Raw genomic sequence first — 24,514 nt, forward strand, 5'->3', positions numbered from 1 at the left:
TCGTCCTCTCCTAACCTATCTTCGTAATATGAATCCCGCTAAGTCCGAGCGCCCTGTCGATTGTGAGCGGAGACGCGTTCTGATGCAGGAGCGTGATCTTGTATTTGTAGTTTTGCAGTGCCGTTACCGTGAACTGAAAAGGAACGGCTATCGGGTCCGACGCCGAGGCAGAGGCGACGGGTACGTTCAACTGATAAACATTTACGAATCCCCCGCTCGCCCCTTGCACTTTAATGCGTAATTGGACAACGCTGACATCAAAGGTTCCTTTCAGGTGGAAATGGCCTTGAAAGCTGTAGATGCCGCCAATATTGCCGCTGCCGAAAATCCCCGTAGCCGGATCGTACGCGTTAAAGGAGTCCGAAAGCTCCCTGTCGAATACGATATTCGTCTCCGTGCCGCCGCTAACCGTCGGTTCCACCGTACCCGTATGTTCGAGTCGCGCGCTCGCGAACACGTTCTGGCTGAACGGCCGGTCTTCCCATAAATCTTTGCCGGAGTAGTCCTTCACCCGGTTCCGGGCTCCCCCCGTGCCTCCCGCTATGGCAATGTTGGCATTTCCGCCTAAATCGTATTTCACCCATCTCACTTCGTTTTCGTAACTTCTGCCGTCGAAGCGGAATATGGTAAAGGCCGGACTCGACTGATGCTGGGACAGCCTTACGTTGATGTTCTCGGCGATGTTGGCAAACGTATCGTAGCTCGGGTGTCCTCCGAAGACGATAGCCGCATTGGCATAATACATCCCGGTAGCCGGATTCTGCCTGTCGTTGAACCGGCAATGGGCCACCCTGTTGAAATAACAGCCGCGGAAATGGACGCCGTAGTTGGAGTTCGAATCGATCTCGCATTGACTGATCGTGTTGTTGTGCGCCCCTCCCGTATAATACTGGTTCATCTCGATCAAGATTCCGCCTCCGGCACTTGTTCTGCCGTTGCCCGCCACACCGCAGTTGTTGATTCTCGTGGAAGCGTTCGCAACCCGAATTCCGCCTGCCTGGTTGTCCATGAGCTGACTGTTCGCGATATCGACGGCAGAGCCCCATGGTTCAACGGTTATCCCCCAGCCTCCGCACGCCTGGAACAAGGAGTGCTCGATCTGAAGATACAGGTTGGCGTAAGCATCCGGTCCCGTTCCCAAGTGACCGTCGCCGTACGGATATTCCAAATCCCGTCGGTATGGAATGTAAAATCCGTGCTGCTTCATCCCGATGACCGCGACGTTCGATATCGTCAAGTTCACGGTACCCACGGAGCGGATGCCGCCGCAATCTCCCCCACCGCTCCTGATTTTAAACCCTTGCAGTCGTAGCCCGACGTCAAATCGATACGCGGCCGCCTGCTGCTGAGTCATATCGTGGTTGAACACATAGAGGCCGCCTGTAATCTCGGAGACGATCTCCGTCGCTTCCTTACCAGCCCCGATCACGGACAGAGCTTGGCGATGCTCCAGCGGGGAAACGCTGTGGTCCCAGTTCAATTCAAGCTGCCTCGTGACCCGGAAAATCCCCTTCGGAATACGCACGACGCCTCCGGCTGCCGCGTCGATGGCCGCCTGGATTGCATCGCTGTCGTCAACTATTCCGTCTCCGACCGCTCCGAACCAAGTTACGTTAACCTCCCTATCGTGTATACGCTTAAACCTCGCACCTGACGACGAAACAATCACCGTCCCCGAATTGTCGGACGAAGCCGTATCCCCCGCATCGTAATAAAACGGCCCCTCCTTGCCCCGATCTGTCACGAAGTAGATGAAGTCGGCATCGGGAGTCGAGTTCGCACGCAGCTCAGCAATCGTCGTTGCCACACATAGGTCGGTGTTCATCAAGTCTTTCGGCTTCATCTTGCCCTTTGCGGTTTCCCCACCGTAAACCGCTTCCAAAACAGTCCCGCCATGAACCACGCTCGCCGCCCCCAGCGACGAGCCGTACGCCACCGCAGCGGCACCCGCAGCGCCTAGAGCCGCGATCAGTTTTCTCCTGCTTATCAGGTTGTTTTCGGTCACCTGCTCATTCCTCCCCAATATCGATCGATATAAGCGATTCCGCCAGCCGCTCCTCTCATCGGCTTGCTGAGCCTCAGTATAGGGGACGCCCGCTTCCGATGGATATACAACGATTGCATCCCGCGTAACACAATAGCCGAATTGGGGGAGAATGGCTTATTATTGTTATTGAAGTCAAAAATGTTGTATTTCCGAAAACAGCGGTTTCCTCTTATACTTAAAAAAAAGGAAAGCAGGTATAGCGATGAATTTGAAACCGTTTTCATCTGCAGCGACGGCGATTGCTCTCATCGGGCTGATCTTATCCAGCTGCAGCGAGTCCGACGAAACGGAGGCAAAGCGGACTGATTTACAGCCGGATCGGACAGTCGTACAAACTGTCAAGCCGTCCGATTTCGGAACGGTGCGGATGATCGTAACCCCCTCCTATCTTCAACCGGGGGTTAAGCAAGTGGCAGACTATATTAAGGAAAAGTCGGGGGTGCACATTGAGCTGGTCAGCTCGGACGGTAACGGCCCCTCGAAGTTCAGTCTCATGATGGCCGCCAATGAACCGGTAGATGGTACCATCCTCAGCAAAGTCCACTTTCAAAATGCGATCAACAAAGGTATGCTGCTGCCTTTGGACGACCTTATCGATACATACGGCTCTCATCTCAAACAAAGAATCAACCCGGAGCTGTGGAAATGGGCCAAAGGAAAAGACGGCAAAACCTACGCTGTCCCGAACGAAAGTATGGCCGTTCCTTATATAACCACCGTACGGTCCGATTGGCTGAAGCAAGTAAACGTCCCGACGCCGAGATCGGTCGCCGAATTCGAAACGGCGATGAAAGCGATCAAGCAGGCCAATCCAAGCCGCTCGACTGACGGCAAAGAGCTCTATCCTCTATATATCGATTTGTTCGGAGCGGACCAAACTTTGCTCGGCGCCTTTCTACGGAACGGCATCTCCTGGTGGAAACAAGCGGACGGGACGTATATGCCTCCTGAGATGGACCCGGAATACAAAATATATTTACAAACACTGCAAAATTGGTACAAAGAAAAGCTGATCTATCCGGAATCGTACGTCGTCTCCGCCAGCGGAAAAGCGGATAAACTGTGGGAGTTGATCGGCCAGGACAAGATCGGGGCGATGATCGGCTGGTTCGGCCGGGAATACCAGGCTTATGACAAGTTGATAACGCTCGCCCCCGAATTCCGTTACGAGCCGATTGCGCTGGCGCAAGTCTACGATAACGGTCTGCCCCGCATACTCCAGCCGACCAACTACACTGTAGCGAGTGTCACCTCTATGAATGGCAAAGGATTCATCAGGCTGCTGGACTGGATAGCGGAGAGCGCCGACAATATGACCGTCTCTTATTTGGGCCTGCCGGGAGTCACGTTCGATTACGCGGATCGGGACAAGAGGGTCATCCAGATGAAGGATAATCCAAATCCGAATCAAAAATTCGTTCCCGGCACGTTCGAATTTCTCGATATTCTGGACTTCGCGGTCGTCCAAGATACGCCGAAAGCGAAATATTTGGCGGAAAGCTCTATGAAAGTAACCCGGTTGAAGCACTACACGCCATTGGACTATCACATTACGCTCAATGAAATGACATTGGATTCGGTGCAGCGGTACAAAGCGTTATTGGACACCGCCAAGCAGGAAGCGTTTATCCAAATTGTGACCGGGGAAAAATCCGTATCTTACTGGGACGAATTTCTGGTCGAATGGAGAAAGATGGGGATGGACGAAGTCATCAAGGACAAAAATGCCGCATATAAAGAAGCGGGGCTGTATCCGTTACTCTGATTGCGATTCCCGCCTTCCAGACTCAGGAGGTCGATATGAAAGCAAAAAAATTGCGGCGGCAGTTGTTTCTCGTCTTGTTGCTAGTAATGACCGTTCCCGGCTTAATGGTAAGCTATTATTACTACCAAAATAACGTCGACCGGTCAATGAAACAAAAAACCGATAAAAATTTGATGATTTTGAAGCAGTACGGAGCCAACTTTAATTTGATCAACGAGCAGCTATGGGGCAAATTGAAGGAAAACGGGTTGGACCGTATTTTCGGCACCGCTGCCGAAAATGCGAAACCGTTAGGCCAAGTCGATAAAATTAATATCATTAATAAGCTGAATCAAATCAAGCTGTCCAATCCTTACATATCGACGATTCATTATTTTCAATCATGGCCGGAAGGCGACTCGGTTTATCTCGATCCCGACTTCAAGTACATCGACGGGTCTTACAATCCGGACTTGAAAGCGATATTCGAAGCATCCACCTCGACGCTCGATTCAGTGCCGATTCGCTATACGAGCTTTCCCGGAGAGGCAAAAAAAGCGGTATACTCCATCGTGCTGAGACTTCCTTTCGATGCGATCCGCAAGACGAGCATGATTATGATCAATATGGACGTCGGGCTGTTATTGGACAAAATGATGGGTTCGGAGCTGAAGCACACGTATATCGTCAACGATGCCGGAGTCGTGTTCGTTCCCGCCCAGCTGCGCGGCTATCACTTTGCTATCGAAGACATGGCGGGCACCGAACAGGGCTTGCGGCAGATCCGTTTCCAAAATGAAGACGCGATCCTTCAATATTCGCAATTAAAGGCGCTTTCCGGCTATATGGTAAAGGTGGATGAACAGAGCGACCTGATGGCTCCGGAACTGGCGATGAAGCGGCTCCTCCTGGCGGGCAACGCGGTCCTGTTCCTACTATGTCTCATCGTGGCCGCATTGCTAGCCAAGGTAGTATACAGACCCTTCGAGCAGATGATCGTTTCCATTAAAGAAATGCTCGCACGCGGCGATACCGAAGCCCGGAACTACGGAGTGGCCGAGATGAACCAGATTCATCAGGACATTAAGCAACTGCTGAATAAAAACAAACAGCTGCAATCCACTTACCAAAATATGCTGCCTCAGATGAAAGACCGGTTTTCCCACCATCTGTTAACCAAAGGATTTACATCGGAAACCGACGCCAGGCAGCATGCTGCCCTGCTGGAAATCGATCTGCAAGCGGAAAGCTTCGGTCTTCTCGCCCTGGAGGTAGATTCCTATTATTGCACCTCTGTGCAGGAAATGCATAACAAGAAGATTTTGTTCGTCAACCAATGCCGAACGGTACTGCTGAACGAGATGCCGGGTGTTATCGTTGAAATTAATGCCGACTGCTGGGGGGTTTTGTTTTTTGTCAAACAGGCTATGCCGGAGGTTGATTTCAACCAGTTCGCCTTCTCCCTATGCAAGAAGCTGCAAGATCAGGCAGAGGAGAAGCTGAATATATCCGTGTCCTGCGGTATCGGAATGTTCCGCGGACCGCTTGTCGAGCTGCACCGCTGCTATAAGAAGGTGCAGGATTTATTGAAATACCGAATCAGCCTGGGCAACGGTCTAATTATCAACTTGCTGGAGCAGGAGAAATACGCTGACGCCAAAGAGGAAGACGTCCTCATCGTCGACGACGAGAAGCTCCTTCATCTGATCCAGACGGGAAATGCTCTTCAGGCGACAGTATGCGTGACTCAAGCATTGGATAGGCTGTGTGCGCAGCAGCATATCGCAAGCGTACAGGAACAATTGTGCGATTTGCTGCATGCCATTCTGAAAGCGGTGAAGACGCAAAAAATCGACACCGCAGAGCTGTTCGGCGAGAACCGGAACTTGTACGAGGAATTGCTGCACTTGAGAAGCTTCGAATCGATTAAAGAATGGTTACTGCAACTAACTGAAGTAGCTTGCGAGTTCGTCAAGCAGCGGTTCAGCAGCGAAGAAAGTCAGCTAACCCGGAATATTGCCGGCTACATCGAACAGAACTATATGAAAGTTGACTTGTCTTTGTCAACGTTGTCCCGTGAATTCAACTTGAGTCCCACCCATATCGGAAGGGTATTCAAGAAAGAGAAGGGTCTCTCCCTCATGGAATACATAAATGGCCTGCGTATCGAGAGGGCGAAGGAGCTTCTGCAGCGGACGGATTCGAAAATTTACGAAGTGGCGGTTGCCGTCGGGTTTCAAACGAATCATTATTTTATTAAGCTGTTTAAAGAGAAAATAGGAATTACGCCGGGTGAATACAAAAAGTGCGCGCAGCCGGAGTAAGCTCTACACGGCTCGCTTCCGAAGCCTCGAGAGCGAGTCGTCTAATCCAGCAACTCCGCGCGCCCTTCCGGAAACGGAACCGCAGAAATGCCCTTGCTCTATAAGAAAAACCGTCCGGTTCCCGGACGGTCCTTGGTCGTTGAGTTTAGTTAGCGCGTGTGGAGGGCAGGTAGAGGAGTTACGACCGCTGACACTTCTCCACTCCCCCTACCTGCCCTCTCTTGTTCTTCTTTCCTTCAAGGAGCGCCTTCCATGCGGCCTCTTCGAATTCCGAAATGCTGCAATAGTGCAGTCAAAAGTGCAGTTTTATTTGCCCCACCCTCTCCAAGGCTAATGAAGGAAGCGGGTATTGAAGCTGCTTAGCATCGGGTAACCGTATACGATTGGGTTTGCCGATATCAGAACGCACTCAATCGAATTGGAATACTACCAGAGGTTTACCATTATGAGTCGGGATCGCGAACCTATGAAGCGACAAGAAAACATGCAGCTAGTAACATTAAAACGTCTATTGATCGTGACGTTGGCGTGATTGCAAGGGCAATTGATAGCGGAGAGTTCGGAATTATTATTTCACGAAGACCGGCTGACCAATTGCCGTAGCATCGCCGTTCTTTCCTCCAGCTCGCCGGGCTTAAGCTTGGCATGGACATCAGCTACAATCGAGCTGATCGGGGTTGCTTTCAGCTTTTCGAACATGCGCTCCTCTGCCTCCCACATCGTTTGATGCACCTCACACATGCCCGGAACCACCTCATACCCCATAGCAAAGGACCTGACATTGGAGCATTGGAACATATGGCTTCGACCGTTTAACGCCATTAGCACATCATAAAAGCTGATCTCGTCAGGTGTTTTCAGCAGCCGGATGCCCCCCTTACTTCCAACGCTTGTTTTTACGATACCGGCTTTGGCAAGCTGGTTAAATACCTTGGACAAATATGTAGGAGGAAGTCCCATAAAGCCGGCAAGCTGCTTGATGGTCACAGAGAGGTCGGAAGGGAAAAGTGCCAGATTTACGACACTATGCAAGGCGTACTCGATACTCAAAGAATTATTCATCCCATACACGATCCTTTTTTATCCTTATTTTATCAAATGACGACAATAAGGACAAGTTTTAGTGTATTTGATGTTGACAAATACGAAATTCAATTACTATAATTAAGACAATTATTATCTTAATTATAGGAAAGGATGTTTGGTTATGCCTCTATTGTCATCCGCTCGACGAGTGCCACGAGGTTCAAATCGTATCGTCACCGTATTGCGTCTGTTTCTTGGCTTGATTTTTACTCTTGCGGGCATTAACGGTTTTTTTCTCTACTTCGGTTTGGAACCCTTTTTGCCTAAGAGCCCAGCAGCGATCGAGCTTCTGGGAACAGGATATTTGCTAATCATGGAGAAAAGCGTCGAGTTGATCTTAGGGCTCCTCCTTTTGTCGGGACGATTCATCCCCCTGACTCTAATGGTCCTGTTCCCGATCACGGTAAATATTTTGGCGTTCCATCTCTTTATGGATCCCAATCTAGTATTCCCTGTCATCGGGATGTTCCTGGTCCATGTTTACCTGCTATGGACGATGAAGGAGAGCTATAAGATTCTGCTGACCCCCTGATTTTAACACACCTGAAATGGCATCGACAGTCTAGGGCAAGTTTCTCGTCCTAGACTGTCGATATGTTCTGTCATCTAATCCTCACCCAGAATTGGGAACCTCTTAGCCGATCTAGCGCGAGCACGTTCGATCTCGATCTCCCGATTACGCGGGTCCGCATTCGTGACCAGCGAGTCCAACAAATTTTTGGCCACCACAGCCACCTCCTGGATGGCGCGATTGAACGCCTCCTCGTTCGCTTTGGAAGGTTGGGTGAAGCCCGAGAGCTTTCTTACAAATTGCAGTGAAGCTGCCACAATCTCATCTTCGGTAGCGGGAGGGTCGAAATTGAATAGGGTCTTGATGTTTCGGCACATAGTGAGCTCCTTTTGGAATACCCATTTTTGTAACCATCTTACTACACTCCCTTCCTCCACGCCAACCAACAGAAGCAATCCAGTGGAGCACCGTCACGGTCTCCCGCGTCCACGCCCTACACGATAACATTCCTTATCCCTTCAACGCGCCGATCATCATACCTTTGACAAAATACTTTTGCAAAAACGGATAAATCGCCAGAACAGGCACCGTGGCAACTATAATGACCGCATATTTGATCGTTTCCGCTACTAACCCCTTATCGAACGAATCGGCACCGACTAACATCGCGTTCGTGTCATTCTGCACGAGTATATCCCGCAAGACGAGCTGCAGCGGATACAGATCCCGATCCCTTATAAACAACATGGCATTGAACCAAGCATTCCAGTGTCCGACACCATAATACAAGATCATGACCGCCACGACAGGCATGGACAGAGGCAGGATGATCTTGAAAAGGATCGTCAGATGTGATGCGCCGTCCAGCCTCGCCGACTCTTCGATTTCATCAGGAATGCTCATGAAGGATGTACGCATCAGGATGAGATTGAACGTATTGACAGCCGTCGGAATCATTAGCGCCCACAGCGTATTGTCGAGATGAAGCCCTTTTACAGTCAAATAATAAGGGACCAACCCGCCACTGAAGAACATCGTGAACACGATAAACATCATAACCGCATTTCGCCAGAGCACGTCTTTACGTGACAAGAAATAGGCGCCAAGCGAGGTCATTAGCAAATTAATAGAAACGCCTACGACAACAATGATGACGGTATTCACGTACCCGCCTGTAATCATTCGGTTCGCCAGCACCAGCTTGTAGGCATCCAACGAGAATCCAAGCGGCCTCAGCAGAATCCCCTGATGTGCCATGAAATCAGCCGGATTGCTCACTGATGCGAACAGGACATACAGGATCGGATACGCGGTAGCCAGCGATAATAGCGAGAGTAGCGATACATTCAATGCGAGAAATGCTTTTCTGCTCATGCTTTCCTTCAAAATGTATGCCTCCTACCACAAGCCGGAATTGTTGATTTTCTTGCTGATCCGGTTCGCTCCCAGTAATAACACGAAATTGATTGTAGAATTGAACAAACCTACCGCCGAGCTGAAGCTCCAGCCGAACTCCTGCAAGCCTTTGCGATATACAAAGGTGGAGATGACGTCCGAAGATTCATAGATGGCCGGATTGTACAGCAATATGATCTTCTCGTAGCCGACACTCAGAATGCCTCCGACCTTCAAGATCAACAAGATGATAATCGTCGATGCGATGCCGGGAAGGGTGACATGGAGCGTCTGCTTCCACCGTCCGGCTCCGTCGATCGTCGCCGCTTCGTACAATTGCGGGTCAATCGACCCCATCGCCGCCAAATAAATAATCGAACCCCAGCCGACTTCCTGCCAAATTTCTGACGTGACATATAAGGGGACGAAGTAACCCGCCTTGTTCAGCATCGTTTCTTTCTCCCCGCCAAACAAACCAATGATCGTATTGACCATTCCGCTATCCCGCGTGAAATCGATGATCAAGCCGCACACGACAACCAGCGATATGAAATGCGGCATATAGGTCACCGTCTGTACGAATCTGGAGAAATATCGACTTTTCACCTCGTTAATCAACAGGGCAAGAATAATCGGTGCCGGGAACCCGAACACAAGGGACGTCAGACTAATCACGAGCGTATTCTTCAAGATGCGCCAAAAATAATAGCTATCAAAAAACGCCTGAAAGTGCTTGAACCCAACCCACGGGCTCCCCCATATTCCCTTGGTGGGAATGTAGTCCTTGAACGCGATAACAGCGCCATATATCGGAACGTAATGGAAGATCAAATAGTAAATGAGCACGGGTGCAACGATCATATACAACGAAACATTTTTCAGCCAGTCCTTGCGGATCTTCCTCCCAAGCGTCTCCTGGGCGGCTGGCCGTTCCCACACATTCATGGTGTCTCTCCTCCCAACCATCACATCTTGCTTCTCTTATCTCTTGTTATAACGCTCCAGTGCGGCTTGCTGCATTTCAATAGCTTTGTCGATCCCGAGCTTCTTCATCTGCTGCACATATTTGTCGAAGTTGCCCATTGGTTCCGAACCCATAATAAACTTCAGCAGCATTTCATTCTCATATGTGGTCACTTCATTCATTATTCTGGCCATCTCGTCTCGTTGTCCTGTCGTAACAAAGATTGGAGGTACGAAATGTTTGGCCGCATCGGTATTGGCCCACGCTTTGATGGCTTCGGCTTGTACAGGGATCATCGTCTGCGAGATTTCCGGATTCTGCACGAACGGCCCCATGTCATGCGATAACGTGTACTGGGCCATTGCTTGACTAATCGGAAGTTTATTCGGATTGTTCAGGATGACATCGGTGAATTTGGGCTTGCCGCTATCCAGCTTGTAGCTCGTTCCCTCAATCCCGAAATTCGCCAGCATGCTACCCTCATCGCTATACAAGTAATCAAGGAATTGCGCCGCCGCTTCTTTGTTTTTGCTCTTAGCGGATATAGCTGCACCAAAGCCGACAAACGGAAGGGAGTACTGCCCGAACTGTGGCTTATCTCCTTTTTTCAATACCGGATACGGCGTTCCAATCACTTGGAATTTCGGATCTTTGTCTTTCATCGCTGTCGTCCACTTGGCAACACCGCTTGCCCCACTGGCTACCGTAGCCCCCGATTTGCCGTCCAATATATTGGCGTCCAYGGTCTTGCTGTCCAGCGTTGCGAAGTTGTTATCCAGCAGCTTGTCCTTGAACCATTGATTCATTGTGATAATAAAATCTTTGTAGGCTGGCTCGATTTGACCGTATTTGATTTGATTGTTGTCCATGTAGAAGCCTTTCGTAATGCCATATGCGCCTATGAAGGTCCCCCACGACAATACGCTATTCTGGAAATTCCAATAAGGACTAAGCGGTGCGGTTGCGCCTTTCTTTTCCTTGAACGCCTTCAGGACGGTATACCACTCGTCCATCGTCGTCGGCACCTGCAGCCCTAGCTCCTCCAACCAGTCCTTGCGTATTACCGGCCCAGCCGAAACAAGCAAGCTTTGATCGCCACGGATAAATGGGAATGAGTAATAGCTGCCTTCGTCCGTCTTCACCATCTTGTCGATATCCGCGTGCTGCTTCAAATACTTGGACAGGTTAGGCGCCTGCTTGACTTGCAGATCGTTCAGCTTCGTTATCACTTGATCCGCGATCGCTTTCTCCGGACCACCTGGATACTTCGTCCAATCATATTGAATAATGTCCGGCAGATCACCGGAGGCGATCATCAGATTCAGTTGTTCACTTTCCTTCCCGGAGGCCGGGTGAATGAATTCGACTTCAATGCCTGTGCGTTTTTTCAATTCTTTGGCGAATTCCGTCTCCGCGACATTCTTGACAATCGCGGACGTATTCGGAGGCATCGGAAACCAATATTTCAGCTTGATGTTGCCTTTAATCGGATAAATCGCTTCTTGCTTGGCGCTCGAAGGACTCGTTGTATTCACAGGCCCGCTTGTCCCTCCCTGCTCGGCTCCTTTCGTGCAGCCTACCGTTCCCCCTACAAGCACTGTTGCAGCAATCATGGATGACATCCACTTGGTGTACTTTTTCATGTTTGACCTCCTCGTTTATTTTCCCTTATGCATAGCGGTGTTGCCCGTCGACAATTCAAAGTATAGAATCGGCGTCCTCATCCTGATAGAGACAGAACATGAAGTCGGGGGACATTATTGCACAATCGGAATGGGACATTATTGAATAGCAAGGGACAATACCTTGACGGAGCTTATCCAGACCAAAAAGAGCCAAGCTTCCTTGGCTCTCCTAAGCGGTTGTCACACCATGTCCGAATACTTCCCCGGCGTGATTCCTTCATACTTGGCGAATACACGGCGAAACGTCCTAACGTTCGAATACCCGACCAATAGTGCGACGTTCTCCATATTCTCATCCTGTTCCCGCATAATCTTCTTCGCCTGTTCAATCCTGAATTTCCCAATGTAGTCGAGCAAGGAACTGCCTGTCCCTTCCTTGAACAGCTTCGACACATAAGCAGGGTGCAGATCAATCTGATCGGCAATGGAAGCGATGCTCATGTTCAAATCGCTATATTGAGAATGAACCATATCGATGATCGTCTGTACCGTATCTTTCGTTCGACGGCCTGCCTGTTCCTGCACGATATAGTCGCAGAAGCTGCGTAAAATATCTTTCAACTGCTGCTTCATTTCGCTGACGGTCTGACTTCGCAGCAATCGTTCGATCGGATTGAGTTCCTCCAAGAAGGAGTTGTCGTATATACTGCTGATTTCATTAATCGTCTTTAGCATCGTGCTGACCAAATCGACAAACAAACATTTGGCGATCTTAAGCGGAAGCTTGCGTTGCTCCAGATTATCCTTGAACACTTCATCGATAATGTTCTCCGCACTTGCATAATCCCCTGTTTTGATGCAATTCATCAGCGCCTGTTCTTTCTCAAGCGGGTAGTAATACTCCCCCTTCGCACGGGGAATTTCCATATCGCTGTAGTGCATAACACCGCTCACACCGTATATATTCTGGTATTCCATCGCTTCCATCGCTTCATAATAGGCCGTCGAAATGCCGATCGTGGAGTTATGGACGCTACTGATGGAGACGGTGACTGGTACATGGTAGTGTTGCTGCATGAAGCGTTCTACCCCGCTGGCAATCGCAGCAAGCTCCTGCTTCCAATCCTGCTCCTCGTGTGCCTTCACCTGTAGATTGATCAGGCATACGAGGAACTCATCCATCTCCGTCATGAACCCCCGGTGAACTTGTCCTGTCAATTCTTCCGTTACATTCATAACCGCGAACCGGATCAGTTGGAACGAGACGTCGTTGTAATCCTCCACATTAAATACCATCACAGCGAACGAATCGGATATAAATCGAAGGTCGTATGATTCCAGCGATTGCTCCAGCGGAATGGCACGTTCCCTGCCTTTTAGCAGTTTCTCGATAAAGTGGCCGCGCATGAAGCTTTTTTGCCTCCACAGCCTGCTGTTCATATCCGTATTCTCCAACAACGTCGAATGGATCGCCTGATGCATGAAATCGTATTCGTTAAGCGCCTTGCCTTCTGTTCCGGCCCTATTCTTCTTATCCTTGAACAATTCCATCATCATACGGACTGGCGAATAATTTCTACGAATAAAAGCATATGTGAGTGCTCCGCCGACGATCAGGCAAACGATCAGGCTTATGACCATCGCCCGCTTGATCACTTCCGACTTGTCCCAGAACACGTCCTCTGGCATCAGAATCATGTACTTCCAATCCGTTGTACTCGAACTAATGTACGAAACAACCAGATCCTGTCCCTCGAATCGAGCTTTGACCATGCCGCTCTTCTCACTTAGATCGTGGTAAGCAACCGGCAATGGGGGACTCATCGAGTTGGTGGAGGCCAATACCTGGTCATGACTGTCGATGATTACCGCTACCCCGTTGTGAAGATAATCCTCTCCGTCGTTCACCCAGAATTTCGATTGATCCAGAAAAATCACAACATTGCCCAAGCTTGTACCGTTTTTCCCTATCGGAATCGAGCGTATGTAAGCTAGATCATTCATCGTGCTGCTTGCGTCTTTCCTTCCATCCCCCATGGATATGATCTCGCCACTGTAATACCGGCTTAACCGATTCATCCATTCCGCATACGAGCCCTTGTTCGGGGCGTATAAATTGTTGTAGACTGCTGTGCTGGTGTTGCTGAAGTCCGGTGTAATCACGGTATCAATCGCTTTGAAATAGACGAAGTAATCGTTGGATCGGTTCGATGATTTGAATACCTTCAAGCTCTCAAACGCCTTATAGATCGTATAATATTGATCGGGTGCAAGCGACTCCTGAATCGACAAAAGCTCCTGGACCTGAGGATTGAAAGCGATCTCAACACTGAGCCGCTTCATATCTTCGAGCAACGTATCCATATCTTTCTGCACCTTGGATAAGATCAGGTTGTTCGATCGGTTAATTTCATCGATAATTGTTTGATTCGTCCGACTATATGTTAACATGCTAATCATAACGGGTACGAGCAAAATCGCCACATAAGACAATAGCCAAGGAATGATAATACTGTGCCGTTTGAACCGGATTCCGTGAAACAATGCCACACACCCCACTTGATAACCTGAAGCAACAATGGAATCTATTATAGCATATCCAGTCTTTCCCGCTGAACAAATTACAGCAGTAAGCCACTCGACTCACGGACGAGCATGTTCCAGAAACCAACTATATAGATTGGAGTCGCGATAAGTTTCCATAGAGATATCGTGACCGCCTTCGGGGAATATGGTCAGTTGGGCATCGCCCCCCAGTTGCTTGAGACGGTTGACGATATTTGCTGCTTGATCTACAGGCACGACCTCGTCCTTCGCCCCATGAAATGCCCAGACAGGCGTGTGTAAGAGAACGTCTACACGCTCTTGAGATCCCCCTGCACAGACCGGTGCTATCGCTGCAAAATAATCTGGATATTCCATAGCCAAATCCCAAGCGGCAAAACCACCCATACTAAGACCAGTGAGGTATATTCGCTTCACATCAACCGGGTAACGGGTCTGTAACTCTTCAATAAGGGCCATGATCCCGTCAAATACAAACGGCCATATGTAATAGGATGGACATTGCGGCGACAATACGATGAAGGGGAAATCACTATTATCTTCAATTAGGTGAGGAATCCCCCTTACCTTCAGCCGCTCCAAGTTGTCTCCCCTTAAGTCCCTCCCGTGCAAAAATACGATCAAGGGCCATTTTCGTGTCGTTGAATCGTTGCTAGCCTTAGGTACATGCAAAAGGTACTGCAGATTCACCCGCTTCGTTAGTTGAATTTCCTTCTCGAATCGATGTGCTTGTTGAGCCATTGTTACCATCAACCTCTCCGTATATCGTTTCATCCACCGTACCACCAGAAGGGAACATTCGAAAATGTCAATAAAGCTTCTTTTCGAGTATTTACCTTCTGTTACCTGCATATTTGGAGGGGGATACACCCAGGCTCATTCATTTCCCAGTTTTTTCTTGACGGCACGCCACTTGGACGGTATGCTTACATCGAAAAAGAAGGCCTATTAAGGTAAATCTCATAACCTGACTGGATCATCAGTCAGGTTTTTTGGGCTGTTTGGTTTTTGGTTTTTTGGTGTTAGCGAGATAGGGAGCGTAGGCACAGGCGGCGTGGAGCGGTGGCGGGCGGTGGCGGGCGGTGGCGGGCGGTGGCGGGCGGTGGCGGTGGGCGGTGGGAGTGCGTTGGTACGTCGAACGAGCGCGGGGAGCTAGTTTATAGAGTATTAGGCTGAACGAGCGAAATAGTCCCAAAAATAGTATGGTAAAGACTCGCCCAGGTACTATTAACAGGATTTCCTCCAGTTAATTTGAGCTATTTCTGGAAATATAGCGATTTAACAGGAATTCCTCCCGCTAATTTCAACGAACTCCCTCCAATCAGGGCAAAAGCGACAATTTACATGGAGGAATTCCAGTTAAATCTATACATCTACTCTTTCCGGCCAGATTACCGGGAGCTTTTCCAGTTAATCTACTGAACTCGCAATCATCCAAAACTCACCCCCACTATGGAGATGCAATTAAGCTTGCATACAGATCGCTATTGTTAGGAAATCGGCGATTCCTGTCTGTCTGTCTGTCTGTCTGTCTTACGGTTTAACAATCCAATTATCCAACCTTGCTACTTCATAGGTATGGCTGTTCTCGTCTTCTAGCCAAGTTAAGGCTTGCATGACTAATGGAGAACTATTTTCTGAGGATAAGCGGTTAAATGTTGATCCACTCGGCTCCAACGGAATCATTGTCGTGCATATCCGTACAGTAGGTCAGTTCCCCACTTTGATACTCGATTTCGTAAAATATGGCGATGTGATGAATATGTGTTGTCCCACGTTCCACTAACGTATAGGGAACAATATAATCGAAGACACCAAGATTTCGGATAATATTAATCCCTAGTCCAGTTTCTTCTTCAAGTTCCCTACGAAGAGCATCGGCCAGCGGCTCATTGGGTTCAACTATTCCACCAGGAAGATCATACCGATTCGTGTACGGACCGCCATTCTTATGGATTACTAAAAGGTTCCCTTCATGAATACAAATTCCATACACACCTAGATGCCTATGCCATCTTTCCTCCAGAATACCTTCCACTAACAAGCTCCTCCACTCCTCTACCAAGCGATATTATCCCATCCCGCCTGCCGCTCTTTCCGGAAGCGTTGAACCCAACTTTCCGCGATCTCATCGGCAATAGGTTCGAAAAAGGGATCAGCCACCGTTACCCCCTCCGTCGGAATGTCCAGATAGCGCAGCACTTGCATGACTGTCTCTTCATACGTCTGAATAAAATCCTCATACACAATCGTCATGGGCACAATACGTTCCTCTGCGAAGAAAGCTTCCATACTGGCTTCACGCATGGTACACTCCAAGAGCAGATGATTAATCGCATCGAAGGCGTACTTGTCAGCAATATCCGCTAGATGCGGCTTCGCACCATGAACCCGGTGCCATTCACCGGATACGATTGCTCTCCACCACGACACAGCTAATCTCACCTTATTCCGCCTGGTCATGAATATGTGTTTGCAGCCTGGAAAAGCCTCTTCCCATATACGCGGCCGAGACAATCCTTCAGGCAGATTCAGCTCTCTACGGAACGCTTGTAGCCAATGGTCCTGCCTATACGGTGAAGTCTTAAGGCCGAATACGCCGTTCGATGTCTGACCATCCATCCACACTTGACGTAAATCCTGGATCGTGAACGTTCCGGGATCCCGATGTGTCAGCCACTCTCCGGGATTACCGGACACACCCGTCGATTCAAGTGCTTTGTTCAACAATGTACTTCCGGTTCGCTGTGAGAACCATATCGTGTAACTGAGTGTGGGTTTCATTCGGCATATCCTCCTCATGGATCGTTATCTCAATGGTTTAACCAGAGCTAGAACAAGGTCATCATCTACAAGTACGTGCTGCCCATAGTTCGGATACTCCTGTTTCTGCGACATGCCTAGTCCATCCGGGACATAGCCGCGTTTCACATACAGGACTTGGGCAGCCCCGTAATCGGAGAATAGACCCACTCTAATCCCCGCCACATCGGAACGTTCTCCAATCATCGCCTCGGCTTGTTCCATGAGCCTGGTCCCTATTCCGCGACGACGGTATGTAATCAGGACATTGAAGTCCTGGATTTCCGGTATATGATGTTCTTGGAAATAACGGTACTCCGGCTGCCACACCACATTCACATATCCGGCAAACTCACCATCAACCTCAGCTAGCAGGGTTACCTGACTCCCCTTTTTTTGCTTGTCCAGATACGCTTGATACTGCTTGACCAGTTTATTCCATCCTTGTATTCGGAATGCTTCGGATATTCGTTCAGGATCATCTTCATTTATGAAACGGATCGTGATCTCACTCATAGCAGCAGCTCGCTTCCCTTTGAATTAGTGCCATTGTATGAGGCTGTCGATTCATTGTTGATTTAGGCGAAAACGGCCGTTCCAAGTGAAAAAGGACCCCGACGCTTTACCCCACAAAGTGAAGACTAGCTCTGGAGATAACTCCGAGTACTTTGCGGGGACCCCGGTTACCTCAAACATCTTGTTTGAACCTCCTGTGATTGTATAAGGGATTTCGTGGTATGGAGGTTCAAGCCAAATCCTGTGCTCACAATAAATCGACTGCCTCTTGTATGCCAACTAGCGCCCAGTGAAGCCACCTTCTGAGATCATGCGTTGTCCGGTGATCCACCCGGCCTCGTCGCTGACAAGAAAAGAGATCAATCGTGCTGCATCCTCCGGCTGACCTATTCGCCCCATGGGGAACATCGGCAGCAGATGAGATTGAAGCGCTTCGTCCATCCAGCCACTATCGGTAGGACCAGGATCAACCGCGTTCACGGTAATACCAAGCGGGGCCAAGCCGACAGCTAGCGGCTCCGTCAATGCAATCAGCGCACCCTTTGTTGCCATGTAGGCCAGATTATTGGCCTCATTTCCTCTTGAGACGAGAAATATGATTCGGCCAGGTATCCTCCCTACGAGCTTATCTTCGAAAATCTGAGCAAATTTCACACTCAGCACACTAGTACCTCGTACATTGATAGCGTGATGGCGGTCGATCAGTTCAGCATCGAATGTACGATAGTTCGAAGGGGCCCAGTAGGTTGCATTGTTAATGAGAATACTCGGAGTACCTAGCGTCTTGCTTGCGTATTCAAGTATGGCATCTGCCGCCATCGGATCAGCCAGATCGGCTTCCAATTGTGCCGCCCGCACACCTGATTCTACTAGTTCGTGGCATAGCTTATTCGCCCACCCGATGTCCTCGCCATAACGTTGGGTGCGGTCGTATTGCCCCCAGTGGGTGAACAGGATATCAGCACCTTCAGCCGCTAACACCCGGCAGATAGCCGTTCCTATCCCGCGTTCACGACTGGCTCCCGTTACGATCGCCACACGTCCTTGCAACTTGGTTCCCATACAATCCATCCCTCCCTCTAACATGGTGGTTAAAATCCAATACAATCACATTTTACCATTTTTGAACCGCGGAAAACGGCTATAACTAAACTATCCTACGCCTATCGACTAGCAACAAAAGGGCTGTCCCTGGGGTTTTTTCAACCCTTCGGGACAACCCCCTGCTACAGCCAAAATTGCGCATAATATTCGGCGTGCTCTGCGGATCTTATTAGTTCGTCATCAGCCGTAACAAGTGCGCAAGCATTTTAGTCGCTTCTTCGCGGGTTGCCAAATCATTCGGAGCGAAAAATACGCCTGTTTGGCCTGCTCTTGTTTTACCTGAAATAATGCCAGCCTGCTGCACCACTTTGGATGCTCCGACTGCATAGCTCGGTATGTCGGAGTGGTCGACAAATTCGATTACAGCCTTGGAGTTAGGAAGTGTAAAGCGAACCGCTGCTGCATAACGTTCGATCATTGCAGCCATCTGAGCCCGCGTTATCATGGCGTATGGTGAGAACATGCCTTGTCCTGTTCCGCCAACGATCCCTTTCTCCGCCGCCCATTCGACCTCATTTGCGAAGTATGCTTCGGGAAGAACATCCGTAAAACGGGTCGTACCGGCATATTTCGTGAGATCCGCGCCTGAAATCCGGGCCAGAATAATTGCAAAGTCGGCTCGCGTGATTTGGGCAGTCGGAGCAAATTGCCGGTTATCGACGCCATTAAGGATGTTCCTCGCGGCGAGATACGTAATGTCGTCCTTCGCAAAGCTGGATGTCGTATCCTCAAAGACTATTTTCCGATATCCGATGCCATAAGATGAGAAATGCTCTACGCTGAAGCGTACTGTCTTCGTAACGGGATCATAGACGCCGCCCGGCACTATGACGATTTCACCTGCATCGGAAATGTAATACACCACGATTGCGTTCTGATCTTCGTCGGCTGCCGGAGTATATGGAACCGTTACATTAACCGCCCCGCCGTTAAAAGTGGATACCGTCTTGCTTCCTGCCGTAACCGTAAAGTCGAATACCGGCCGGGTTCCGATGACTGCCATAATCTCGGCTTGCCGTGTTGCCGACATATTTCCCGTGATGGAAGCTGCATCAGTTCTTACGATTGAAACCGTGACGTCTCCGTTCGCTCCCGCCGAAACGGCCGAGATCGCCAATTTGTCGAAAGACAACGTCCCTACGCCGGTATCGATAATGACAGCCGTGACTCCGCTATCCGCAATTTGTGTCAGAGATTTGGCAGGAATACGAATCTCGCTTTGTTTGGCTCCTTCGTCCCCTGAAGCCTTAATTTCAATTATTTCTAATTTGCCTTTGGATTCCGTAATAGCTTGCAAAGACTTCGTAATTTGCTCCTCGGAAACAGAAGCGGAAGCTTTGCCTGAAGCATTTGTCACTGATTGGACTTCGTTCGTTACTTTCTGAGCCCCTACAATGGGTGCTGGTGTCGGTGTTGGTGTCGGTGTTGGCGTTGGCGTTGGTGTTGGTGTTGGTGTTGGTGTTGGTGTTGGTGTTGGTGTTGGTGTTGGTGTCGTTTCATTTTCTTCGTTTCTTGGCAACACCGTCACCGTGACTTTATAGCTCTTCGTAATCGTACCGTCCTCAGCTACAACCGTATACGTCACCGGATTCATGAAGTTGTTGGCGGTTGTTCCGCTCGTCTGGGTCACATCGCCCACCTTCACGGTCGAACCGGTCGAGCTTGCGAATGTCGCCACTAAATTCGTGACGTTGGTGCCACTCGGAACACTAAGCGCAATGCTGCTGCCTGTGCTGCTATTGCTGTCCGTGATCGTGCCGTTCACGATCGGGTTCAATCCCGCGAAAATGAACGACGTGATGCTCGCTTCCGCAATTGGCAGCACCGCCACGGTAATTGTGTAAACTTTCGTAGTCCCATTATGCGCAGTTACATTCACAGACACGGTATTGTTGCCCACAATCAGGTTTGAACCACCCACAACAACGACCGTCGCATGTGGGTCATACGTCGCGTAAGTGACCGAAACGACACTTTTGCTGCTAGGTACAGTTACGGTGTAGTTCAACAGATCGGATCTAAATCCTACCAATTGTATTCCGTCCAACTTCAGCTCGGTCAAATCAGCGCTCGATAATGGTTTTTCTGGTTCTTCTACAACTGTGTACTGAAGCGTTTCAGGATCTCCAAAGTAGTTATTATGTTTCAGAATCGCTTTAACTTCCGTATCCTTGGAAATATTGAAAGGTGTTGTATACTCAACTCCCGATTTCGGATCGCTTCCATCAGTTGTGTAAAGGATTTTATAGCTTGCATCAGCAACCGCACGTCCTGTACCTGTCTTCGTCAACGTCACGGTAGTCGCAGGGCTTGGAGATCCGGTAATAGCGGTCCCCCGGAAATCATGAAGCACTTCACCGCCACCTGTACTACCATTCAGTACGGTTCTCCCGATCAGGATATAATCTCCACGATATAGTGCTGTTGCCGGATTCGTAATTGTACTGTCCATGATATAGATGGAGGACCCTCCACTATACGAATAGATAGTACGGGCGCTAATCCCCGATATGCTCGAATCTTGAATATGAATATCGGCATTGCTATTGTCTATGACGATTACACCAGACGATCCAGTAAATGGATAATCAGAAGTAATCGTGGCACCCAACACATTCAGGCTAGGATGCTTGGTCAATAAAATGAAGCTTTTGATAGCCTGGGATAACTTATCGGCGTTCGCATCCTGCTTCAATGTAATATTTTGACCGATTGTCAGCATTCCTCCGACTAGCTCCAGGTACACATTTCCTTTCATAGTCAGGGTAACGGGTTTATTGGCCATTATAGTAATATTTCCTTGGTTAAAAGAGATCTTACCGAGGTTATCATCTCCCACGAAACTCTCTGTAATCGTAATGGTACCTGTCCCGCTTCCAATTTCCGCAATTCTGAATCGCAGCTCGGCAATGCTGCCCGCTGTAAAGCTATTATCTGCGCTAGGCGCTACCAACAATGCAATGGCTGTCTGAAGTGCTTGCCTTGCATGATCCACAGTATCCTGAACAGCTTGAGGATCACCTGCAATTAGTTGCGCTTGCGCAAGAGCTGCAGCGAAGTTCGCCCAACTATAAGCCGTGTATTGGCTTTCGACCTTGGCATTCGTTCCCGTCACACTATCAATTACTGCAAGGAGTTCGGTTTTCTTGGTGAAAGGATAGGGAGACGCTTGTCCGGAAATAAGCAGCAAGTTTGGAAATCCCTTTGCAGGGTCACTCGCTAAAGTTTGCCATTTCCAAATATTGACGAAATCCCACGAGATCGATTGAAACGTATTTTGTTGATAGAAATCCGCTTCCGTTTTCTCTTCGATTATTCCTCTTTGTTCGACAAATGCCGTTCCACTTACTCCATTGATATCTTTCCATACGATGTTGTCTGAGATGGATGCAGCAGCATCGGCAGCTCCATAAATTTTGCCAAAGGAAGTGCCCGATATTCTCATATTGATGGCAGCATTATGTTTAACCACCGCGATAGCAGAGCTGATATTGCCGACAATTCCTCCCGCGATGGCATTGGAAGCTTTTGTCGCCTTTACTTCTCCAGTTGCAAAGGTATTTTCAATAATCGCCTTTTTCATTGTGCTCGTTTGAAATTCAATGGCTCCCGCAATTCCGCCTACGCCGCTCAAGCCTTCAACCGTTGCAGTCGAATAGCTGTTCTTGATCTCAGCGTCGGACACATCGGCATTATTGCTCATTCTACCGACTATGCCGCCTACATTATTGACTGTACTGCTAATTCGACCCGTTACATAGGTGTTCTCGATCAAGCCGCCCGAGTTCATACCGGCAATACCGCCCGTATTGTCGATAACACTGCTGATATTGACGTTAACGAGTCCCAGATTATTAACCGTGCCACGAGCGGTACTGCTCGAACCCAAGTATCCGAATAGACCAACATATGAAGTTGTACTACCAGATTCCCATGCCGGATCATAGACTATTTTCAGGTTTCTAATCACCATATGATTGCCATCGAACGTACCGGTAAAAGAAGTACTTGAACCTGCTTCATCTCCAATAGGCCTATAACCTTTGATATTGCTCATATCAATGTCGTTCATCAGCTTATAGGAGCCGTCATAAGGCAATTTGTTGAAGCCCGTCCCCATATTGTTGCTCATGTACACCAGTTGTTTGGCTGTACTGATTTCATAAACCCCGTTTACCAATGGTGGAAAATTCTCATCTTCTACAGGTGACGGTGCTGGTGGAGCTACCCAGTTGTCAAGATGTTTCGGCAACGGTTGGGTGATCACAAACGTTTCAATTTGATCGAATTTCCCGGTTGCCTTATTTCTGGATTTGGATGTAACCGTGATTTTATCCTCGGTCACATCAACCGTATGGAAGCCGCTTTCGATATCGTCCTCGTAGAAGGCTGTGTAGGAATCGGCATTTTGCGGGTTATATTTATACCCTTCGCTAGACCATGCCGATGCGCCGGTAATATAAGTTGTACCTTGGCCCGCATCTACAACCGTATCATCGTACATCGGATGCGTTCTCAGATACATATGATCATGACCCGATATGGAGAGGTCGATTCCCGCATCATCAAATGCTTTCGCTATATCTTTATAGTGAGAAATATGAGCCCTGCGGCCAAGATAAAGCCCATGGTGGTACGTAGCGACCTTCCACTTGGCATCCGAATTTTTGACGACTGTTCTCATCCAATCAAGCTGAGGTTGAATCGATGCCCATGGCATCTGATCGAAAATATTGAGTACGATGAACAAGGTATTCCCATATTCGTAGGAATAAGACGTACCATCCAGGATTTTGGCCGAAGTCCCGACTGCAATGGGTTGATTATTTGCGGCACCAGTAACTGCAGGTCCATTTTTCGGCGTATTGAATCTTGCATTGAAATTCGAAAAATACGGATCCGGAGATTCCCAATTCAGATAGCCATCATTTGGATTCCCTTCATATTCGTGATTTCCGATTGTGGATACAAGCGGAGTACGAGTTAATTTATCTTGAATGGACTCGAAGAATCCAGACCATTCCTCCGACTTATAGGAATGATTCACAAGGTCACCGCTGATCAACGCGAAGGCGGGATCGGGCAAATCTTTATAAGCTTCCGTTACGGCTGGCTCTAGAGTTTCCATATAGCCAGAATAATTATTTCGTTGTGGATCTGTTAAAAACAAGAATGAGAAATTTTTAACTTCTGCAGGTCTCGTTTTAAAGCTATAAATTGTACTCAAATTGCCTGCACCATCACCTACTCTGTATACATATTCGGTATCAGGAGCCAAACTTTTTATTTCTACCTTATGTCCATTCACTGGAGCGCTCGACGCTACGTCAATATCAGCCTTTACATAAGTTCCGATCTCACGTTTTTGAAACGTATTATTGGCAGAGTAATATGCTTTGGTCGCATATTCAATCACGGTATCCTTGATATCCGGAGTAGTAATCCAGTTAAATCTCAGATCAATAGAATCGTTAGAACGGTCATCATACATAAATGTAATTTGTGTCGGCGAGATTCCGGCCGGCTCTGACCCCGCTTGCTTCACTTGCTCAGCAGCATATACTGCTGGGGGGGATACGAATAGCGATTCCAATCCCAGTGAGCTTGCCAACATAGTGATGCTCAGTGCGATGCCGGCAAAAAACCTTACTGATTTCCTCTTCATGATTGCTACAAACACCTCCGTATTTTTAGATCAACTTTGAATGTACCAGTGATATGTAAAATACAAAGGCAGATTTCGATAAGAAATTATTAAGTTCATTCCCAAACAGCAAAAAGAAGGATCGTTTCCGATCCTTCGACACGTAAATACCGTATAGGCTCTACCG

16 protein-coding genes are annotated in these 24,514 nt (G+C 48.7%); 3 read left to right on the plus strand and 13 right to left on the minus strand.

Translation table 11 applies throughout. The features are described 5' to 3' along the window. Window positions 1-10 precede the first annotated feature (10 nt). Window positions 11-2,005, minus strand: a complete 1,995-nt coding sequence (locus AC1DWB_RS19885) for a right-handed parallel beta-helix repeat-containing protein (protein ID WP_477542835.1) — start codon at window positions 2,003-2,005, stop codon at window positions 11-13. Between the two features lie 244 nt (window positions 2,006-2,249). Here AC1DWB_RS19885 and AC1DWB_RS19890 point away from each other — a divergent pair, with 244 nt between their 5' ends. Then, window positions 2,250-3,812: a type 2 periplasmic-binding domain-containing protein gene (locus AC1DWB_RS19890; protein WP_477542836.1), complete on the plus strand. Its 1,563-nt coding sequence runs from the start codon at window positions 2,250-2,252 to the stop codon at window positions 3,810-3,812. Between the two features lie 35 nt (window positions 3,813-3,847). After that, complete coding sequence (locus tag AC1DWB_RS19895; protein ID WP_477542837.1) at window positions 3,848-6,115, plus strand: helix-turn-helix transcriptional regulator; 2,268 nt, start codon at window positions 3,848-3,850, stop codon at window positions 6,113-6,115. A gap of 573 nt (window positions 6,116-6,688) precedes the next feature. On the opposite strand, the gene AC1DWB_RS19900 is transcribed toward AC1DWB_RS19895, so the two are convergent. After that, the gene (locus AC1DWB_RS19900; protein WP_477542838.1) at window positions 6,689-7,177 is read right to left on the minus strand and encodes an RrF2 family transcriptional regulator; all 489 of its coding nucleotides are present in this window, start codon (window positions 7,175-7,177) and stop codon (window positions 6,689-6,691) included. Window positions 7,178-7,322: 145 nt separating this feature from the next. Between AC1DWB_RS19900 and AC1DWB_RS19905 the strand changes: the two genes are divergently transcribed. Further along, entirely contained in the window at window positions 7,323-7,733 is a 411-nt protein-coding gene (locus tag AC1DWB_RS19905; protein WP_477542839.1) for a hypothetical protein, read from the plus strand. A gap of 74 nt (window positions 7,734-7,807) precedes the next feature. Here the strand turns inward: AC1DWB_RS19905 and AC1DWB_RS19910 are convergent, their stop codons facing one another. The 11 genes from AC1DWB_RS19910 to AC1DWB_RS19960 all read right to left on the minus strand — a co-directional run bounded on the left by AC1DWB_RS19910 (window position 7,808) and on the right by AC1DWB_RS19960 (window position 24,348). Beyond that, on the minus strand, window positions 7,808-8,089 hold the full coding sequence (locus AC1DWB_RS19910; protein WP_477542840.1) for a DUF2277 domain-containing protein: 282 nt from the start codon (window positions 8,087-8,089) through the stop codon (window positions 7,808-7,810). 133 nt (window positions 8,090-8,222) lie between these two features. Then, window positions 8,223-9,086 carry a carbohydrate ABC transporter permease gene (locus tag AC1DWB_RS19915; RefSeq protein WP_477542850.1) on the minus strand — a complete coding sequence of 288 codons (864 nt, stop codon included), beginning with the start codon at window positions 9,084-9,086 and terminating at the stop codon, window positions 8,223-8,225. Between the two features lie 24 nt (window positions 9,087-9,110). Continuing rightward, window positions 9,111-10,052, minus strand: coding sequence for an ABC transporter permease (locus tag AC1DWB_RS19920; RefSeq protein ID WP_477542841.1), 942 nt, complete (start codon window positions 10,050-10,052; stop codon window positions 9,111-9,113). A gap of 36 nt (window positions 10,053-10,088) precedes the next feature. Further along, window positions 10,089-11,714 (minus strand): extracellular solute-binding protein, encoded by a 1,626-nt coding sequence (locus tag AC1DWB_RS19925; protein ID WP_477542842.1) that lies wholly within the window; start codon window positions 11,712-11,714, stop codon window positions 10,089-10,091. A gap of 222 nt (window positions 11,715-11,936) precedes the next feature. Continuing rightward, window positions 11,937-14,240, minus strand: coding sequence for a helix-turn-helix domain-containing protein (locus AC1DWB_RS19930; protein WP_477542843.1), 2,304 nt, complete (start codon window positions 14,238-14,240; stop codon window positions 11,937-11,939). Window positions 14,241-14,339: 99 nt separating this feature from the next. Then, window positions 14,340-15,035 carry a carboxylesterase family protein gene (locus tag AC1DWB_RS19935; RefSeq protein ID WP_477542844.1) on the minus strand — a complete coding sequence of 232 codons (696 nt, stop codon included), beginning with the start codon at window positions 15,033-15,035 and terminating at the stop codon, window positions 14,340-14,342. 877 nt (window positions 15,036-15,912) lie between these two features. Next, a complete protein-coding gene (locus AC1DWB_RS19940) occupies window positions 15,913-16,299 on the minus strand; it encodes an NUDIX hydrolase (protein ID WP_477542845.1) in 387 nt (128 codons plus the stop codon). A 20-nt stretch (window positions 16,300-16,319) separates the two neighbouring features. Then, complete coding sequence (locus tag AC1DWB_RS19945; protein ID WP_477542846.1) at window positions 16,320-17,045, minus strand: Stf0 family sulfotransferase; 726 nt, start codon at window positions 17,043-17,045, stop codon at window positions 16,320-16,322. 24 nt (window positions 17,046-17,069) lie between these two features. Beyond that, window positions 17,070-17,579 carry a GNAT family N-acetyltransferase gene (locus AC1DWB_RS19950; RefSeq protein WP_477542847.1) on the minus strand — a complete coding sequence of 170 codons (510 nt, stop codon included), beginning with the start codon at window positions 17,577-17,579 and terminating at the stop codon, window positions 17,070-17,072. A 279-nt stretch (window positions 17,580-17,858) separates the two neighbouring features. After that, on the minus strand, window positions 17,859-18,641 hold the full coding sequence (locus AC1DWB_RS19955) for an SDR family oxidoreductase (RefSeq protein ID WP_477542848.1): 783 nt from the start codon (window positions 18,639-18,641) through the stop codon (window positions 17,859-17,861). Between the two features lie 211 nt (window positions 18,642-18,852). Beyond that, a complete protein-coding gene (locus AC1DWB_RS19960; protein ID WP_477542849.1) occupies window positions 18,853-24,348 on the minus strand; it encodes an S-layer homology domain-containing protein in 5,496 nt (1,831 codons plus the stop codon). Window positions 24,349-24,514 lie beyond the last annotated feature (166 nt).

The organism is Paenibacillus sp. P4_E11 (genome assembly GCF_056401635.1).

Coding starts and splice junctions, on each gene's coding strand:
- AC1DWB_RS19890 (WP_477542836.1), top strand. CDS start 2,250: ATGAATTTGAAACCGTTTTCATCTGCAGCGACGGCGATTGCTCTCATC.
- AC1DWB_RS19895 (WP_477542837.1), top strand. CDS start 3,848: ATGAAAGCAAAAAAATTGCGGCGGCAGTTGTTTCTCGTCTTGTTGCTA.
- AC1DWB_RS19900 (WP_477542838.1), bottom strand. CDS start 7,177: ATGAATAATTCTTTGAGTATCGAGTACGCCTTGCATAGTGTCGTAAAT.
- AC1DWB_RS19905 (WP_477542839.1), top strand. CDS start 7,323: ATGCCTCTATTGTCATCCGCTCGACGAGTGCCACGAGGTTCAAATCGT.
- AC1DWB_RS19910 (WP_477542840.1), bottom strand. CDS start 8,089: ATGTGCCGAAACATCAAGACCCTATTCAATTTCGACCCTCCCGCTACC.
- AC1DWB_RS19915 (WP_477542850.1), bottom strand. CDS start 9,086: ATGAGCAGAAAAGCATTTCTCGCATTGAATGTATCGCTACTCTCGCTA.
- AC1DWB_RS19920 (WP_477542841.1), bottom strand. CDS start 10,052: ATGAATGTGTGGGAACGGCCAGCCGCCCAGGAGACGCTTGGGAGGAAG.
- AC1DWB_RS19935 (WP_477542844.1), bottom strand. CDS start 15,035: ATGAAACGATATACGGAGAGGTTGATGGTAACAATGGCTCAACAAGCA.
- AC1DWB_RS19945 (WP_477542846.1), bottom strand. CDS start 17,045: ATGAAACCCACACTCAGTTACACGATATGGTTCTCACAGCGAACCGGA.
- AC1DWB_RS19950 (WP_477542847.1), bottom strand. CDS start 17,579: ATGAGTGAGATCACGATCCGTTTCATAAATGAAGATGATCCTGAACGA.
- AC1DWB_RS19955 (WP_477542848.1), bottom strand. CDS start 18,641: ATGGGAACCAAGTTGCAAGGACGTGTGGCGATCGTAACGGGAGCCAGT.
- AC1DWB_RS19960 (WP_477542849.1), bottom strand. CDS start 24,348: ATGAAGAGGAAATCAGTAAGGTTTTTTGCCGGCATCGCACTGAGCATC.